This window comes from Paraburkholderia dipogonis (genome assembly GCF_042680985.1).
Taxonomy (GTDB): domain Bacteria; phylum Pseudomonadota; class Gammaproteobacteria; order Burkholderiales; family Burkholderiaceae; genus Paraburkholderia; species Paraburkholderia phytofirmans.
On the sequence record NZ_JBHUFR010000034.1, the window covers coordinates 170,409 to 183,535 of the forward strand.

A 13,127-nucleotide genomic window follows, 5' to 3' on the forward strand; every position below is an offset into this window, starting at 1 on the left:
CACTCGTTCGTCACTCCGATCAGGAGATGCAAATGCAAAATCAAACAACCCACATACCGGTCTATGAACCCGCTGCTACGTCACGAACGAATCTGCTGGTTGCGACCACGATCGGCAATGCGCTGGAGTTTTTCGACTTCACGGTATTCGGCTTCTTTGCGATCGTGATCGGTAAGAACTTTTTCTCGCCGCTGAATGCGCAGGGCCAGTTGTTGTTATCCGCGATGACCTTCGGTGTCGGCTTTTTAGTCCGCCCATTAGGCGGCGTGCTGATCGGCATCTATGCCGACCGCGCCGGTCGGCGAGCCGCAATGACGCTCACCTTGACTCTGATGGCGCTCGGCGCGTGCATGGTCGGCCTCGCGCCGACCTATGCCGAGGTCGGCATCGCGGCGCCGTGCATCATGATCGTCGCGCGGCTGATTCAGGGTTTCTCGGCAGGCGGGGAAGTGGGTCCCTCCACCGTCGTGTTGCTGGAAAACGCACCTCGCGGATCGCGCGCGTGGTACACGAGCTGGCAACTCGCCAGCCAGGGCATTGGCATCGCTCTCGGCGCGGCCTTCGCAACGGTGCTTTCATACGCGTTGCCTGCCGACGCACTCTACGGCTGGGGATGGCGAATTCCGTTTCTCTGCGGTGCCGCGATTTTGCCGGCCGGCGTGCTGATTCGCCGGCGTCTCAGCGAACTCGAGCCCGTTACGGAACCCGTCGGCCAACGCGCACCGCATCGTCCTTTGAGCACCTTGCTAAGTGGCCACGGCAGAAATCTGCTTGGCGGCATTCTCCTGCTGATGGGCGGCACCATCACCGCATACATGGTGATTTTCTTTATCCCCACCTATGCCGTCCATGCGTTGAAGCTTGGCGAAACTGGGTCGTACGCGTGCGCGCTCGCCAGCGGGGTTCTCCTCGCGGTGCTGTCGCCGGTGGCGGGAAAGATCGCCGATACCGTGGGACGCAGGCTTCCAATCGTCGTGGGCCGCCTGATCCTGATCGCGAGCCTCTACCCGGCGTATGCGTGGCTCAGCAGCGCGCCGAGCCTGTCGCGTCTGTTCGTGGTGATCGTCGTGTTGATCGTTCCGTACACGCTGCAGGGCTCGCCTTCGGTGACCCTGATACCCGAGCTGTTTCCGAAGTCGATCCGCGTCACGGCAACCGGCACTGTCTACAGCCTCGCGGTTGCCGTCTTCGGCGGGCTGACGCAACCGGCGGCGCTCTGGCTGGCCGACTTCACCGGCAACCGGTTTGCCCCGGCCATCGCAATCACCGCGGGTCTTCTGTTGTCCACGCTCTCGCTGCTCATCATCCGACCGCACGTCGAGGAACCGCTGAGCGGCTGAACATCCTGTCCAGTGTTCCGGCGCCGTGAGTGACGCCGGGATCGCGATCGTTCCATCAATCTGATTTTGTTAGCGCTATGCCGTCGTGTCCCCGTTGGGCACACGCGGATCAACACGTCCTTAAAAAATGGAGATCCAGTTGAACAAGAAAAGTCTGGCTTGGGTTCTGGCCGCGGCGTTGCCGGTAATGGTCCACGCACAGGGATCGGTCACGCTCTACGGCGTGATCGACGAAGGCATCAATTACCAGTCCAATGCGGGAGGAAAAGCGCTATATAACCTGTCGAGCGGGGTTATTCAGGGCAGCCGTTGGGGCTTGAAGGGCAGGGAGGATCTCGGCGGAGGCACTGCCGCTATCTTCGTGCTGGAAAATGGATTCGACATCAATACCGGCGCGTTGGGGCAAGGCGGCCGGATGTTCGGCAGGCAGGCATACGTGGGCCTGTCGTCCAACCGGTACGGTGCGTTGATGCTTGGACGACAGTACGATTCGGTGGTGACCTCGTTGGGTGAGTTTGCTGTCGGCGACCAGTGGGGCGGGTATATCACCGCTCACCCGGGCGACCTCGACAATTTCAACAATACGATTCGCACCAATAACGCGATCAAATACACCAGCAGCAGTTTCGCTGGTCTTTCGTTTAGCGGAATGTACGCGCCTGGTGGCATTGCCGGTTCGGTGACCGGCAATCAGGCCTGGTCGGTCGGCGCCAATTACGTGCGAGGCCCGCTCCGGATCGGCGCGGCATACCTGAATGCGCGTACGCCGAACGCCGGGTTTTTCAGCAACAGCAGCTCGACCGCCGTCACGCCGGCCACTGTTGCGCTGAGTTCTCCCGTGACGACCGGGTTCATCTCAGCTCACAGCTACAGTGTGGCGGCCGCGGCCGGTGCTTATACCTTTGGCGGGGCAACGGTCGGCGTAACTTATTCGAACATTCGCTATGCCGGTCTCGGCGATCTTTCGGCCGGCGCGAACCCGCACGGCTACTCGGGCACCGCGGTGTTCAACAACGTCGAAGCAAATGCTAGCTATCAGCTGACTCCCGCGTTGCTATTGGGCGCAGCCTACGACTATACGAATGGCGGCGGTGTTTCGACGCCAAAAGGAGAGAAACCGGCCGCCACTTATCATCAGGTTTCGGCGGGCGCCGACTACTCTCTCTCGAAGCGCACGGACATTTACGCGATCGCGGTTTATCAGAAGGCCTCGGGTGTCGATTCGCGCGATTCGACCGCAGTCGCCGCGGTTAATCTGCTTACGCCGTCGAGCAACGATCATGCGGCTGTCGTGCGCATGGGAGTTCGACACAAGTTCTAATTTACTGGTGTGCGTGACGCCTGAAAGCACGGGTTGCCGTCCGGTGGAAACCGGGATGTTTGCCATGTGGCTGGCTGATGGAAGCCGGATGATTCGAGAGGTTCACGTCCGATTCCGCGAGGGGCCGCGGGTGTAATTCCCGCCGTCTACTCACTCGTAGCTGACGACAGTGGAAGGTCGGGTCTATCTCGCGGCCACCATTGACGGCGCGCGCGTCGTAGATCTTTCATACAGAAAGGCGCGTCTCCTGCCGCTACGCCAAGCTGACGAGATCGTATGTTTCGCTGAAATTTGGTTGTAAGTCGCCATTGCTAGAGTCGTCGACAGAATTTTGCCGCCGTATGCCGGACAGTTTTCTTCGGACTTCTGGAAAGGGAAGCGCGACAAACCATGAATAAAGCTCGTACGTTCTGGCTCATTCTGACGCTGCTTTTTACGGCGCCTGCCTGGGCGTTCCAATCGCGGGTCGTCGTCATTCCGAGCGCGGCTATGCATAAGTCGCTCGAAGCGACCGTCGTGCTGCCCGATCAATACGCGCGCGGCAAGGCGGCCGACCGCTTTCCGGTCGTCTATCTGCTGCACGGCTCGGGCGGCGACTACACCGACTGGACTACGAATTCGCAGATCGGCAAGTTAGCCGACCGCTATCACGTGATACTCGTGATGCCCGACGGCGGCCACGAAAGCTGGTACATCGACAGTCCGGTCGATCCGCACAGCCGTTACGAAACCTATGTGGGAACCGAGGTGGTGAGTTACGTCGACGCGCATTTCCGCACGATCGCGACACGTCAGGGGCGCGCGATTACCGGCCTGAGCATGGGCGGTTTCGGCGCCTTGCATATCGCGCTGGACCGGCCGGATGAATTCGGCGCGGCGGGCAGCATCAGCGGCGCGGTGGATCCGCGTGGCTGCGAGGATGAGCCCGGCATCGACCAGGTATTTGGCGATCCGATGCGGCACGCCGACTTCTGGAACAACGAGGCGATCGTCGAGAATGCGCGCAGTTTCGGCAATGCGCATATCGCGCTCACGATCGACTGCGGGGTGAACGACTCGCTGGTGCAATCGAACCGGACGCTGCATGAGCGGCTCGTCGAACTCGGCGTGCCGCACGACTACGCGGAGCGGCCCGGCGGCCACACCTGGAAATACTGGGCCAACGCGGTGCAATACCAGGTGCTGTTTTTCGCCGGGGCGTTCAAGCGCAACGGGGCCACGGCGCCAAGCGCCGCAGCTTGATGAGGCTGTGCGCTGTGTGAAGTGGGGCGGTTTCAAAAGCCGCCCGATGATCCGTCAATCGATGCCGTGAAACACCGCGTCGTCCGGACCGAGATAGGCGGGCGGGCGCCATGCCGCATCGCGCATGGAATGCTGGACCAGTTTCTCGACCCCCAGCAGCACCGCGAAAATCGCCATCCGCACCGGAATGCCGTTGTCGGTTTGACGGAAGATCGCCAGCCGTGAGTCGTGATTCAAGTCCACGCTCAGATCGTTTGCGCCTGGCCGGCTGTCGCGCGGCAGCGGGTGCATGATCAGCGTGTCGGCGCCGCATACGCTATCCACCAGCGCCTGGTTGATCTGGAAATCCGGCGTGTAGCCTTCGAACGATTCGTCGGTGAAGCGCTCTTTCTGGATGCGCGTGGCATACACCACGTCGGCGCCACGCAGCCCGGTGCTCAGGTCGGTGGTCTGCTCGATCACGTGATCGTTACGCGAGATCTGCTCGATGATATAGCTCGGCATTTCGAGCATGGGCGGCGAGATCAGCGTGAACTTGATGCCGCGGTGCAGCGCCAGCAGCTTGACCAGCGAGTGCACGGTGCGCCCGTATTTGAGATCGCCGACCAGCGCGATATGCGCGCCGTCGACGATCTTGCCCAGGCGCGAGAACTCGCGCTGAATCGTGTACAGGTCGAGCAGCGCCTGGCTCGGATGCTCGCCCGGACCGTCGCCGCCGTTGATCACCGGCACGTTGGTGGCGCGCGCGAATTCGGCCACCGAGCCTTGCTCGGGATGGCGGATCACCAGCGCGTCCACGTAGCCGCTCATCACGCGGCTGGTGTCGTAAATCGACTCGCCCTTGGCCATCGACGAAAACGTGAAGCCGGTAGTGTCGCAAACGGAGCCGCCCAGCCGGCAGAACGCCGCGCCGAAGCTCACGCGGGTGCGCGTGCTGGCCTCGAAGAACAGGTTGCCGAGCACCGCGCCTTCCAGCACGCGGGAGATTTTGCGGCGCCGGGCGATCGGCTGCATGATGTCGGCCACGCGAAACAGCGCTTCCACCGAGTCGCGCGAGAATTGATCCACGGAGAGCAACTGTGGCTTGCCCTCGAACAGCATCTGGCTGGCGAGCGACTGCGAATCTACGCTTTGCGTATATTTTTCGCCCGGCTCGCCGTGCACCACGATTTCCGACACGAAGCGCTCGACAATCTCCGGCATGGCCCGCGATTCCTGCGAGTCGTCCGGCAGCAGCCACGTGTCGAGCGCCCGGCGCGACACGCCGATGCGGCTCGCGAACGTGTCGCGCGTCATGTTCAGGCGACGCATCGCATCGCGTAGGAAGGCTTGTTGCGGGACGCTCATGGGGCACCTGTCGGAAGAGGGAATGGCGGGCTGATGTACGCGGTGCGTATATTAGTTTTCCTGCGGCAGAAGTCAAGCAATTTCGCGATGGACTTTGCCAAGCCGCGCCGGCCGCGGTTACACTGCGTCTCATGCATTCCGGCCCTACGCTCAGACTCCGCCCGTCGACCTCCGCACGTCTCGCTCACGCGAGCGTGGTTGCCGCACGCGCGTGGGGTTCGAACGCCGGCGCCAAAGCCAAAAAACAGCCGCTCATCTGACCGGAGCTCGCTGTTCCGTCAGATGTGCGACGGAACCGCCGGTCAACGCCCGCCTGGGCAATTTCCTGTCTTTCCTCCCTCGCACCGCCTGACGGAATCGATACGGTCGTCATCGAGGTAAAGACATGTCTATTTTTTCGGGTATCTGGGTTCCGCTCATCACGCCGTTCGCCGACGGCGCCGTCGATCACGCCGCCCTGCGCGCGCTGGTGCGCCGCTATACCGGCGCGGGCATCGCCGGGCTGGTGGCGCTCGGCACGACCGGCGAACCCGCCGCGCTCGACGCCGCCGAACAGGACGCCGTGCTGGCGACGATTCTCGACGAAGCGCAGTCCGCCGCTCATCTCGCGCGGGATGGGCAAGCGCTGCCGGTGGTGGCCGGCGTGTCGGGCAATCACACGGCGAGCATGCGCGAGCGCATCGGGCAACTGGACGCGCTGCCGCTTGCCGGCGTGTTGATGGCCGCGCCGTATTACATCCGGCCTTCGCAGGCGGGCATCGTCGCGCACTTCATGGCGCTGGCCGATGCCAGCGAGAAGCCGGTCGTGCTGTACGACATTCCGTATCGAACGGGAGTGCGGCTCGAACTCGACACGTTGCTCACGCTCGCGGCGCATCCGCGGATTCAGGCGGTGAAGGACTGCGCCGGTTCGCTCGACACCACGCTCGCGCTGATCCGCGACGCTCGCTTGCAGGTGCTTGCCGGCGAGGACATCAATATTTTCAACACCCTGTGCCTGGGCGGCAGCGGGGCGATCGCGGCGTCCGCGCATGTGCGGCCCGAGCGCTTCGTCGAGATGTATCGCGCGCTCGCGGCAGGGCGGCTCGCCGACGGCCGACGCATTTTCCACGCGCTCGCGCCATTGATCGAGGCGCTGTTCGTCGAACCGAATCCCGCGCCGGTCAAGGCTCTGCTGGCCGCGCAAGGCCTGATACGCGACGAGCTGCGCATGCCGATGACGCGCGCCAGCGGTGCGCTGATCGAGCGGCTCGAAGCGCTGGCTGAACGGGAACGGAGCGAGTCGCAGGAGACCGAAGTATTGGTCTGAGCGGGCGCTCATGGCGAAACGGGGGCGTACGGTGCCCGGCATTCGCGCCGCGCGTGGCACATCGTCCTATCGTCCCGTATTTGAGATGATGCTTCGTGATGCCAGGGGATAATCGGCGCCCTCTGTCATTATCGCGGCCGGCGCGTATCCGGTCGATGGCGTATGCAGTTAGCCCCGTTCGCTGATCTTCTGTCCTGTCTGCAATCGCCCGGTCCGTGCCGCACGGTCGGCGCGCTTGGCGCGTTGCCGGTTTCGACCACGTGTCGTGCCGCGCGCGGGCGGGCGCTCGCCGCGGGCTTGGCGCGCGCTTGGAGCGGCGTGCAATCGCCTGGCACGTGTCGCACGGCCGGCGTGCCGGGCGCGTTGCCGGTTTCTTGCATGCGTCGTGCCGCGCGCGGCCGGGCGCGCGCCGCGAACCCGGCACGCGCGAGGAGCCGCTGATGGCTTCCGTGTTTCGCGCCGGCAGCCGGCTTGCCAGCGGCTCGGTCAGTTTCGTCACGCGCCGTACCGCGTTGACGCTCGCCCTGGGCGCGGCCGGCGGCACGGCCGTGCTGGCGCTCGCCGCGGGTGTCGCGATCGGTACGCACTGGTCCGCGCGCCACGGGGCCGGCGATCAGGCGGCGGTCCGCGTCGAGCACGACTATGCAATCGACCAACTCGGCAAGCTGAACGCGTCGATGGCGCAGATCGAACCGCGCATCGCGCGACTCACGGCGCAGGTCGGCGATTTGCGCGATTTCGAGGCGCGCCTGAACACGCCGCGGCCCGCGCCGCGCGCATCGGCGGCGCCCGCCGCACCATATGCGGCGTCTGCAGCGTCCGAACCGGACACCTCCGCCACCGATGGCGAAGGCGAGGGCGGCCCAGCTTTGCCGCCGCGCCGCTGTAGCGACCTCGCGCCCTTGCTGGGCCGCCATGCCGATGCCGAACGCACCGGCCAGCAACTGGATTGCCTGGCCGCGACCCTCTCGGCGCTCGAACGGCAGACCGCCGATCACGCCGTCGCATATGCCGCCTTTCCGGGCCGCATGCCCGCCGACGGCGCGCGCTTCGGGTCGCCGTTCGGCAATCGGACCGATCCATTCACGCACCGGTTGAGCTTCCATCCGGGGCTCGATCTGGTCGCTAAAACCGGCACGCCGATTCTGGCGGCGGCGGGTGGGCGCGTGGTCTTCGCCGGCGAGAAGTCGGGCTATGGCAACGCGGTTGAAATCGATCACGGCAACGGGCTCATGACTCGCTACGGCCATGCGTCACGGATCGTCGTGCATGTCGGCGATCTGGTGCTGCCGCGGCAATACATCGCCGATGTCGGCTCGACCGGCCGTTCCACTGGCCCGCATCTGCATTTCGAAGTCCTCGTCGACGGCGCGCCAGTCAATCCGGCGGCCTATCTCGCGCTCTTTGCGCCGACGGCTCATGGCTGAGCGGCGCTTTCCGCGCGACGCGGCCAGTCTGACCCACCGCGCCTACACGCTTCGACCCGCGCGCTCGCTGGTGTTTCGCGCAACGGTGTGGGCCGTGGCGTGTGTCCTGTGCGCCTGCGCGGGCGCGGCGGCGCTCACGGGCTGGCACGCGAGGCGCGCCGGCATGCCGCCGGCGCAGTGCAGTCCAGCGCCCGTCGACGAAGCAACGAAGCAGAGCGAGTTGACCCGCGCGCGGCTCGCGCTGGCGCAAGAGACGGCGGCGCGCGCCGCGGTGCAGAAAGCGGCGGACAGCGCCGCGTCCGAGGTGGCGCGGCTCAACGCGGAATTGCAGTTTCTGAGAGGTCAGAGCAAAGGCCGGACGTCGGCATCCGCCGCGGCGTTGCGCCGGTAATCGGGCGAAATAGGTTAACCGCGAACCGCGAACCGCGAACCGCGAACCGCGAACCGCGAACCGCGAACCGCGAACCGCGAACCGCGAACCGCGAACCGCGAACCGCAAACGGCAAACGGCAAACGGCAAAGCAAGCAAAGCAACCCAACCCAACCGCACCAGCCGCACCCCGCCTCGTCGCCCCGCCCAGCATCACGCGACGACCCTTTTCATTTCCAGGAAAACCAGAATGTTCAACAAGAAAAAAACCGCGGGCATCCAGCAGACCAAGCTCGCCACCCTGATCGCGCACGACGTGCGAATCACCGGCGACCTGCAGTTCAGCGACGGCCTGCGCATGGACGGCCACGTGACGGGCAACGTCAGCGGCGAGCCGGGCGGCCAGACGCTGCTGGTCCTGAGCGACCGTGGCTCGATCGAAGGCAGCGTGCACGGTTACGACGTCGTGATCAACGGCCGGATCGTCGGCGACGTGATTGCCGATCACTTCGTCGAGTTGCAGAGCAATGCGCATGTGACCGGCAACATCTACTACCAGCAGTTGCGGATGGATTGCGGCGCTTCGGTGGACGGCAAGCTCACCAAGCGCGACGCGGCGCAGGCGGCGACGCCGCATCTGGTGTCGGTGGCCGACAGCGCCTTCGAAGAGCGCAAGGCCGGTTAGGCGCCGCCGCGCCCAGCCGGCGAATCAGACCGTTCCAGGCAGCGACTGGCGTGGCGTCGGCGTGTCGTGGCCAAGCGGGTCGCCGGGCGCGGTGCGCCCATCGCGTTGCGCGCGCAATTCGCGGTTCGCGGCGAGACGCTCCAGAGCACCGCGTTCGAGCGTCGCGAGCATGTCCCGCTCGACGATCTGCAGTCTGAAAGCCAGCACGATCAGGCCGCTCGCCAGCAGCAGGTCGCCCGCGAACACCACGGCGTAGAGCGCCGACGTGGTCCGCGGATTGCCGAGCAGCAGCGACAGATTGGTGCGGTCGAGCAGCACGAGCACGAGCGGCACGATAGTGTTGAGCGTAACGATCGTGCCGCCGATCATCGCGATCAGACGAGCGGGCCCGAGGTGCGGACGGCGCCGGCGGCATACTTCATACAGCGTGGCGGCGCGAACCGGCAGAAAAAACACCACGAGCAGGGCCGCGCGCAACACGGTCGGCACTTTGAAGATGAGCGCGCCGGCATAGAGCGTGCAGAACACGGCGGTGACAGCGAGACCCGTGCGCCACCGCGCCGTCGCGCCGAACAGTTCGCGTGTGCCGGCCCAGATCAGCGTGCGGCTTTGCAGCGCGAGCGTCGCGGTGGCGATCAGCAGCGCGTCGTGACGCCAGGTGAGATGCAGGGTGAAGCAGGCCGACGACGCGGCGAGCAGATAGAAACCGACCGCCCAGAAGCGGAACGCGCTCACGCGCGTGAACATGCGCGAGAGCGCGGTCGTGAGCAAGGCGCAGCACAGAAACGTGATCAACCACAGCGAAGTAAACGTCGCCACATCGAATTTCATGAAGTCTCCAACACCTGACCTGCCTGTTATGGTTCGCTCGTAAAACGAAATTCCGCGCCGACCGCGCGGCGCGTTTCAGACGATCGCCGGGTTCACGCGGCCACCATTCTTTCGCGCAACAGGTCGGCGAAGTCGTCGGCGCCGAGCGGCTTGCCGAGCAGGAAACCCTGCATCTCATCGCACCGCATCGTCTTGAGCATGCCGAGTTGCGATTCGGTTTCGACGCCCTCGGCCACCACATCCATTTCCAGCGAATGCGCAAGCGCGATGATCGCGGACACGATCGCACTGCCTTCCGGGCCATGCGCGTCGAGACCGTTGGTGAAGAAGCGGTCGATCTTCAGTTGCTTGACGCGAAAACGCTGCAGATAGGCGAGGCTCGAATAGCCGGTGCCGAAGTCGTCGATCGCGATCTCGAAGCCGCTCGCCTGGAATTCGCGGATCATTTCGATGGTCTTGGGCGCGTCCTGCATGGCCACGGTTTCGGTGATCTCGAACATGATCTGCTCGCAGGCCACACCTTCGGCCTCGACGATCTCCAGCATGCTCGCGACGAGGTTCGGCTGCAGCAACTGGCGCGGCGACAGATTGATCGCTACTTTCATCGACGGCAGGCCCTGCGAGACCCATCGGCGAATCTGCCGGCAGGTTTCTCGCACGACCCAATAGCCGATCTGCACGATCTGCCCCGAGCGCTCGGCAATCGGAATGAACTCGAGCGGCGTCAGCGCGCCGAGTTGCGGGTGATGCAAACGGATCAGCGCTTCGGCGCCCGCCAGCGAGTTGCCGCTGCCGTGAAACTTGGGCTGGAAGTGCAGCGAGAAATGGCCGGCGGCGAGCGCGTCGTGCAACGCGTTCTGAATCTGCAGCGTGCGCGTGGCGGCCTCGTTCATGCTGCGCTCGAAGAAGCGATAAGTGCTGCGGCCCGCGCGTTTGGCCTCGTACATGGCCGCGTCGGCGTGCTTCAACAGCGTCTCGACGGAGTCGCCGTCGTGCGGATAGAGGGCGATGCCGATGCTCGGCATGACCTGCAGCGGCTGCGAGTCGGTCCACACGCCGAGGCGCATGCGCTCGAGCACGCCTTCCGCGAGCGCGCTGGCGTCTTCGCGCGAACCGAGGTTTTCAGCCAGCACCACGAATTCGTCGCCGCCCAGCCGCGCGACGGTGTCGGTCTCGCGGACACATTGCAGCAGGCGCTGCGCGAACGCCGTCAGAACCTGATCGCCGACGGAGTGGCCGAGCGAATCGTTGATGGTCTTGAAGCCGTCGAGGTCCATGAAGAGGATCGCGAACAGCGTGCGCTGCCGCCGCGCGCTGAGGATCGCGCGCTCGATGCGGTCGGTCAGCGTGCTGCGGTTCGGCAGGCCGGTCAGTGTGTCGAGCGTGGCGAGCCGGACGATCTGGCCGTTCAGCCTGGACACCGCGCCGATCAGCAAGGCGTTACGCGCGTCGAAACGCGACAGCATCAGCGTGACCGTCAGAATGGCAAAGGTGAGCAGGATCACGGAGGTCGCGAGCCACGTGGCGTTTACGCCTTTGGCCGCGCCGCAGATGGCGCCCGGCAAAAAGTCGGCGGCCGCCATGGCCGTGTAATGCATGCCGCTGATCGCCACGCCCATCACGAGCGCCGCGCCCAGACGCTTGCGCACGACGTGGCGCGTGTCGTCGTTGCTGAGCGCACGGGCCATCCACAGCGCGGCGGTCGATGCGCCGATCGCGATCGCGAGCGAGGCCGCGAACCACTCCGGCTGATAGCGGATGCCCGGCGCCATCTGCAAGGCCGCCATGCCGGTGTAGTGCATGCCGGCAATGCCGAAGCCCATCAGCACGCCGCCCGCCAGCAGGTGGCCCGCCGTGAGCCGCTGACGGGTCGTGACGTACAGGGCCAGATAGGAGGCACCGATCGCGAGCCCGAGCGACGCGGCGGTCGTCGCGAAGTCGTAGCCGAGCGGGATCGGCAGCGAAAAGGCGAGCATCGCGATGAAGTGCATCGACCAGATGCCGACGCCGAGCGCGGCGGCGCCGCCCAGCCGCCAGGCGTGCCGCAGCCGCGCCGATGCCAGCAGGAAAATGCGGCCGGTCAGGTCGAGCGCCGTGTACGACGCCAGCGTCGCGACGACGAACGAGATGGTGACCAGCCAGGGGTTGTATGAGCTCTGCATGTTTAGTCCAACCGCAAAAGGGAAGCGGCTGAACTTGTTATCGACAGTTCGAGGTTTTTATTTAATTGATTCTCAATATGTTGCGTATTGGCTTCGACCGGCTTCGACCGGCTTCGGCCGGCTCGCCGGCGCACAGGCGACCAGAAGGCCGACGCTGTCACATTTCACACATACAATTTGTTCTGGCCTACTCCGGGAGACGATGTGATGGCGCAGAACGAATATGTGCTTTTCAAGGGCAAGTTGAAACTTGGCGTCCCGTTCCTCGACGGTTACAAGGGCGATCCGCACTACGTGATCGTCAGCGAGGATTCGAGCGGCAAAGAGTTCCGCATTGTCACGAACGTCAAATCGGACAGCTCCCTGACCGGCGCAGCGGGGTATCTGGTGCTCTACGCATGGAATCAGTATTTCGACCATCCGCTGACCGCGGACCTTCAGAAGTTGTCCGCCGGAGTGAGCACCTCGGGCTTCCCGAAGCTGGATTACGTCCACGACCCAAGGCTTGTCGATCTGAGCACCATGCGTCCAATCCCGCTGGACACGGAGACGGAACACAACGACATCAACGCTTTGCTCAACGAGATGCTCAAGCTGGATATGTCCGCGGCGCCCGTCGAATTCGTCTATCCGACGCCGGGTTACAGCGACAATCGCCGGGGATGGAAGCCGACCACGGACGTGACGATTTATGGATTCGGTTTTCTCTTCGAACCGCAGAAGGACGGGCTGCACGAGACGCACATGAATCAGGGGAATCCGAAACCGCAGTCAGGCAGCAAGATGAAAGACCATTCCTCCGAAAACGGCACGTTTCAGGACGGAGCGGTCATCGTGGAGGTCGGCGGCAAGTTTCAAGCGCTGTTTGTCGCGTTTCAGACGCAACTTGTTCCGACCGATAACCGTGGCCGCCCTATACCGGGCACGTCGCATCCGATACTCGCAACTGTGTAAATCCACTGCTGCGCGGGCGCACGCTGTGACGGGTTTTAGCGCCGGCAACACCGTGGCGTGATGTTACCGGAATCTGTCATTTGCGCCGCTGGCTGACTGTGCATGAGAACGGGACAATGCCTTGCAATGATCCACGCAC

The 13,127-nt window shown here is 64.3% G+C and carries 10 protein-coding genes and 1 pseudogene; 8 read left to right on the top strand and 3 right to left on the bottom strand.

The window, feature by feature from the left end; translation table 11 throughout:
• Positions 1 to 32: 32 nt before the first annotated feature.
• The 3 genes from ACFSNN_RS36190 (at position 33) to ACFSNN_RS36200 (ending at position 3,903) form a co-directional block, all read left to right on the top strand.
• The gene (locus tag ACFSNN_RS36190; RefSeq protein WP_166799361.1) at positions 33 to 1,340 is read left to right on the top strand and encodes an MFS transporter; all 1,308 of its coding nucleotides are present in this window, start codon (positions 33 to 35) and stop codon (positions 1,338 to 1,340) included.
• Between the two features lie 139 nt (positions 1,341 to 1,479).
• On the top strand, positions 1,480 to 2,661 hold the full coding sequence (locus tag ACFSNN_RS36195) for a porin (RefSeq protein ID WP_377690099.1): 1,182 nt from the start codon (positions 1,480 to 1,482) through the stop codon (positions 2,659 to 2,661).
• Positions 2,662 to 3,051: 390 nt separating this feature from the next.
• A complete protein-coding gene (locus ACFSNN_RS36200) occupies positions 3,052 to 3,903 on the top strand; it encodes an alpha/beta hydrolase (protein ID WP_134463694.1) in 852 nt (283 codons plus the stop codon).
• Between the two features lie 54 nt (positions 3,904 to 3,957).
• Here ACFSNN_RS36200 and ACFSNN_RS36205 read toward each other — a convergent pair whose 3' ends face one another.
• Positions 3,958 to 5,250 (bottom strand): aspartate carbamoyltransferase, encoded by a 1,293-nt coding sequence (locus tag ACFSNN_RS36205; protein WP_134463696.1) that lies wholly within the window; start codon positions 5,248 to 5,250, stop codon positions 3,958 to 3,960.
• A gap of 385 nt (positions 5,251 to 5,635) precedes the next feature.
• On the opposite strand from ACFSNN_RS36205, the gene dapA reads away from it, so the two are divergent.
• From dapA to ACFSNN_RS36225, 4 genes are all read left to right on the top strand, one after another.
• Positions 5,636 to 6,559 (top strand): 4-hydroxy-tetrahydrodipicolinate synthase, encoded by a 924-nt coding sequence (gene dapA, locus ACFSNN_RS36210; protein WP_134463698.1) that lies wholly within the window; start codon positions 5,636 to 5,638, stop codon positions 6,557 to 6,559.
• Between the two features lie 440 nt (positions 6,560 to 6,999).
• The gene (locus ACFSNN_RS36215) at positions 7,000 to 7,986 is read left to right on the top strand and encodes a M23 family metallopeptidase (RefSeq protein WP_134463700.1); all 987 of its coding nucleotides are present in this window, start codon (positions 7,000 to 7,002) and stop codon (positions 7,984 to 7,986) included.
• On the top strand, positions 7,979 to 8,377 hold the full coding sequence (locus ACFSNN_RS36220) for a hypothetical protein (protein WP_134463702.1): 399 nt from the start codon (positions 7,979 to 7,981) through the stop codon (positions 8,375 to 8,377). The genes ACFSNN_RS36215 and ACFSNN_RS36220 overlap by 8 nt, the downstream gene beginning before the upstream one ends.
• 229 nt (positions 8,378 to 8,606) lie before the next feature.
• The gene (locus ACFSNN_RS36225; RefSeq protein WP_134463704.1) at positions 8,607 to 9,041 is read left to right on the top strand and encodes a bactofilin family protein; all 435 of its coding nucleotides are present in this window, start codon (positions 8,607 to 8,609) and stop codon (positions 9,039 to 9,041) included.
• 24 nt (positions 9,042 to 9,065) lie between these two features.
• Here the strand turns inward: ACFSNN_RS36225 and ACFSNN_RS36230 are convergent, their stop codons facing one another.
• Together ACFSNN_RS36230 and ACFSNN_RS36235 are read right to left on the bottom strand one after the other, a co-directional pair.
• Positions 9,066 to 9,872 carry a hypothetical protein gene (locus ACFSNN_RS36230; RefSeq protein ID WP_134463706.1) on the bottom strand — a complete coding sequence of 269 codons (807 nt, stop codon included), beginning with the start codon at positions 9,870 to 9,872 and terminating at the stop codon, positions 9,066 to 9,068.
• A gap of 92 nt (positions 9,873 to 9,964) precedes the next feature.
• Positions 9,965 to 12,037: pseudogene (locus ACFSNN_RS36235) on the bottom strand (putative bifunctional diguanylate cyclase/phosphodiesterase); the annotation flags it as partial.
• Positions 12,038 to 12,241: 204 nt separating this feature from the next.
• On the opposite strand from ACFSNN_RS36235, the gene ACFSNN_RS36240 reads away from it, so the two are divergent.
• Positions 12,242 to 12,988: a YukJ family protein gene (locus tag ACFSNN_RS36240; RefSeq protein ID WP_208949580.1), complete on the top strand. Its 747-nt coding sequence runs from the start codon at positions 12,242 to 12,244 to the stop codon at positions 12,986 to 12,988.
• Positions 12,989 to 13,127 lie beyond the last annotated feature (139 nt).